This window comes from Mycobacterium sp., from assembly GCF_052144515.1.
In the GTDB taxonomy this organism is placed as follows: Bacteria; Actinomycetota; Actinomycetes; order Mycobacteriales; family Mycobacteriaceae; genus Mycobacterium.
The window spans coordinates 1-3,841 of record NZ_JBKQQD010000418.1; the positions used below are offsets into that span (position 1 = coordinate 1).

General features: G+C 63.6%; 5 protein-coding genes and 1 pseudogene. 3 read left to right on the forward strand and 3 right to left on the reverse strand.

What is annotated here, in order from left to right; genetic code table 11:
* A pseudogene (locus ACLP9N_RS28090) lies at positions 1-360 on the forward strand (hypothetical protein); the annotation flags it as partial.
* A gap of 11 nt (positions 361-371) precedes the next feature.
* Positions 372-749 (forward strand): ion transporter, encoded by a 378-nt coding sequence (locus ACLP9N_RS28095; protein ID WP_442410437.1) that lies wholly within the window; start codon positions 372-374, stop codon positions 747-749.
* 48 nt (positions 750-797) lie between these two features.
* Here ACLP9N_RS28095 and ACLP9N_RS28100 read toward each other — a convergent pair whose 3' ends face one another.
* Positions 798-1,337, reverse strand: coding sequence for a zinc ribbon domain-containing protein (locus tag ACLP9N_RS28100; RefSeq protein ID WP_442410438.1), 540 nt, complete (start codon positions 1,335-1,337; stop codon positions 798-800).
* Positions 1,338-1,402: 65 nt separating this feature from the next.
* Entirely contained in the window at positions 1,403-1,996 is a 594-nt protein-coding gene (locus ACLP9N_RS28105) for a VOC family protein (protein WP_442410439.1), read from the reverse strand.
* Positions 1,997-2,638: 642 nt separating this feature from the next.
* Between ACLP9N_RS28105 and ACLP9N_RS28110 the strand changes: the two genes are divergently transcribed.
* Complete coding sequence (locus ACLP9N_RS28110) at positions 2,639-2,836, forward strand: hypothetical protein (protein ID WP_442410440.1); 198 nt, start codon at positions 2,639-2,641, stop codon at positions 2,834-2,836.
* A gap of 353 nt (positions 2,837-3,189) precedes the next feature.
* Here ACLP9N_RS28110 and ACLP9N_RS28115 read toward each other — a convergent pair.
* On the reverse strand, positions 3,190-3,841 hold a 652-nt coding region (locus ACLP9N_RS28115), incomplete at its 5' end, for a methyltransferase family protein (protein ID WP_442410441.1).

The following is a 3,841-nucleotide window of genomic DNA, read 5'->3' on the forward strand; positions in this document are numbered from 1 at the left end:
GGTAACGCTCAGGGATTTTCGTTTGAGGACGGCAACGGTCGGCATGTGGCGATTAACCCAGTGGCTGCGTATCCGGCGAAGACACTGTTGCACGAACTGGCGCACCTGATGCTCGGGCACTGCGAACAGGGCGACCACACGCACCGGGGCGTGGCGGAATTCGAGGCGGAATCGACAGCTTACTTGGTCGCCAAAGAACTGGAGCTGATCGACTGGGACGCGGCGGAGTCGCGCGCTTACATCCAAACGTGGCTCGCCGGTGCCGAAGTCACCGAGGATCACATCACCCGCGTGTTCGCGGCGGTCAACAGAATTCTGACGGCGGGCCGGGTCGTCGTCGCCGAGGCGGTCGCGGCGTGAACAGTGATCGCGTGCACGGTGTCTCGCGGTTCGATCGGGTGGTGCTCGGCGTCATCGTGGCCAACGCTGGCGTGCTGGTCGCCGGCCTGCTGGTCGACGGCCACGAGCACCTCTTCGACACGGTGCACGATGTGATTGTTGCGTTCTTCCTGCTCGAACTGCTCGCCCGGCTTTACGCCAGCGGTTGGCGGTTCCTGCGGCGACCGTTCAACGCCTTCGACGCGGTCGTGATCCTAGCGTCGGCCCTGCCGCTTGCCGGGGTCGACGCGTCCCTGCTGCGGCTGGCCCGCCTCGCTCGCCTGGTCCATTTCGCGCGGCACGCCGCGCACCTGCGGGCGCTGCCGATGCTGGCCCGGACGCGGGCCGCACAGAAGCCATTAAATATCTAGGTCACGAACGCGAGTTCGTAGTCTAACTACCGGCTCTTAGCTGCGGTTTCAGTCTGTTTTGCGCTTTAGGTGCTGGCCGCATTGCTCGCATGTGAACTGGGTTTGGCTTGCCAGCACCGGCTGGACATGGTTGCACTTCATGCACCTGACGTTCTTCGTTGGGAAGTGATGACCGCAGTACCTGCACACTTTGGCGTCGGCGCGAATTGATTCGGCGCATTCTGGACAGTTCTTGGTCGGCGACTTCATCAGTGCCGCTGCGGCTACGAACTCATATCCACAGTCGGGGCAGACTAGCCATCCGTTTTTCGAACGCCGCCCGCAGGCCGGACAAGTCCTTAAATTGTCGTTAGTCACCACCCAACTGACGCCGAGGATGACATCGGTCGAGGCCCAGATAACGAGGATGAGTACCACTACGACCGTCATGCCGAGCGCTTTACCGGCTTGGCAGAATTCCTCGACTTGGTCTTTGGGGCAGGTGGTGTCAGGCCTAGACCTATCGAGGGCTGCGAACAGCCAGATGGCAAAGGGTAGCTGCATCGCAAGGATGACCCAGGTAAACGGTCGCCACGGCCATGACGGCATAAGTAAACCTGGCGGATGATCCGGAGACCATCGTGGTGATCCGGCCGATCGATCCGGCCCGCCGTTCAGAGGGACAGCGTTCGTTTTCCGCTTTTCATTTGGCGCCGTCCCATGTAGCGGGCCAGTGGCGGCGGTACCCGCGTATGGATACCCAGGAACCGCATGCAGATCAATTCGGTGATAAGCCCGAATTCCGCGCGCGTGTCCAGGTAGGAGAAATCGGCCGTTAGCGGTCCGGAATGAATGCGCCCGCGCACCAGCAGCGGCACCCCCTGGCTGGTGAGGCGGGCGGTCTGCAGGTCCAGGTCCTGCACCCGGAGGCCGAAGTGTTGCAGGAAGATTTCGCCGTCGGGATTTAGATCACGCGCATGGAAATCGTCGCCCTGGCGCGGCTCGATCAGCTCCAGCTCATAGCCCTGGTGGTAGGTCAACTCGAGCCGGGCTCTGACGCGCAATTCCTTCCCGTTCTCGATCCACAGGGCCGACTCGCCGTCGAGCATGAACGCCGGATCCAGCCCCCAGTCCCGCACCATGGCCTCGTCCGCCGCCACCGCGTTAGGCACCACCAGCCCGAGCTGGTAAACATCTGGCAGGTCAAATCGTCTGCAGATGGGCTCGGCCAGTTTCTTAACTGCGGCGGTGAAGTTCTCCGCCGTCATGAATTCCTTGAGCAAAGTCATCTTCTGCACGTTCCTGTGCGGGATTCTTCTCCTTTGCGGCTCAGCATATTGGGCTGCGGCGTCCGGGACGCCGCTCGGGGTCCGCGCGGTTGCATCCTCCTGTCGGGCCGCGCCCGTTTCCTACGTTGCTGCAGGCTCGCGAACGAAAGATAGGGCCGTTGGACCCGGAAACGAATCGCGATGCTAGGTGGCCTGTGTGATCTTGGCCGGGGACTTAGGTCCGCCCAGTGCCGGGACTTATTGCCGCCCAGTGCCGGGACTTATGCAACTTATGTCTGCCGGGTTCAGGGTCGTAACTTCAGCTATGAGGAAGCTAATCAAGATCATCGCCGGATCGTCCGCGGCGGCGGCGGCGGGCACGACACCCGCGGAGCCACGTGGTGCCACGCAGCCGGTGTACCGTTGGCGCCCTGCTACGACACCGGCCACCAGAGCCCACCGTGGGGAACGACCACGGTCTTCAGGGAAACCATGTGGAAGTGGTCAGACGACACGCTCGTGCTCCGGGTGGGCGTAGGGCCGGACAGGGTGCATGAAGGCGTCATTCAGATCTCGTTGTCCACGCTTGCTCCGGGGGAACCTTCGGACTGCTACCGCGCCTAAACACAAGGAGGAAGAGAGATGACCAAGACACTGGCGGTCGGGCTGCTGGCAGCCGTGTTGGGGCTGTTCGGCGGGCTGGCGATGCACGACGCGAGCGCCGAGCCGCCGCAGCGCGCGCACACGAGTTGCGAGTGGTTCGGTCTGCACGGCGACAAGCCGTTGACAGCGAACGACCTGTATTACAGCCATTTGACCTGCGACACCGACTACTCGTGACGCGGCGCTCCGCGACCTGCCAGGCGTGCGGGCAGGAGATGGCCCCCGGCAACTCCTGCACCGCCGACCCCGCCGGGCAACCGCGTCCCGTGGGGCTGCGAACGGCTGGGTACCGACTCATCGATGGAGGCGATGTTCGGCGACGAGTGGCGCGACGCGCCGTGGGACTGCGGGGACTGCAACACCGCCCCCGGCGGGCTGCACCACACCGGCTGCGACAAAGAGGAATGACCCTGGTGCGGCGGGCAGGCGTTCATCTGCGGCTCCTACTTCAGCGAGGGCGGCTGGACTCGCCGGCGGTTTGCGATCGCCGAGGCGATCAACCAACCCGCGTCCGGCTGAGATTACGCGCGTCACCAGACGAATGGGACAAGCTTTCTGGTGCGCTGCATGTAATCGGTGTAGTCGGACAACTCTCGCTGGAGCAGTTCCTCCTCTGCAACGATGCGTTGCTGGTAGGCCCGACCCAGCAATGCGGCCGCGAGAAGGATGACGGGAATGCTGCGTGAAGTGAGCGCGAAGCCCGCCCATGTCAGCAGGGAGCCCGTGTATCCCGGGTGGCGGACAAGTCGGTACGGGCCGGCGTCGACGACGTGCTGTTGGTCTGCGGTGCGCAGGGTCCGCGTATAGGAGGTGCCGAGAGTGCGCATCGACCAGGCTCGCAGCGCGAGTCCAATGGCCTGCATTACCAACCCCACTGGACCGGCCATTGGCGGAAGTTGCCCGATGCGGATTCGGATGAACACCAAGGGCAACGGCATCGCAACGACGTAGGCGGTCACTAACATGCGGGTGGTACCTCGATCGTCTTTCGAGGTAGCCAAACTCGACGCGGTGCCGGGCTTGCGGGCCAACGCTTCGACCGCGAAGAAGCCGACGATACCTGCATATCCAACGAGGAGCCAGCGGCGATCTGCCGCCGAACAGCGTCGAGGTTGCGGTGACCCGGCGACCATGTTGACAGCATCCCATCCTCCGTGCAGGCGCCGCTGCAGAACGCCGTGG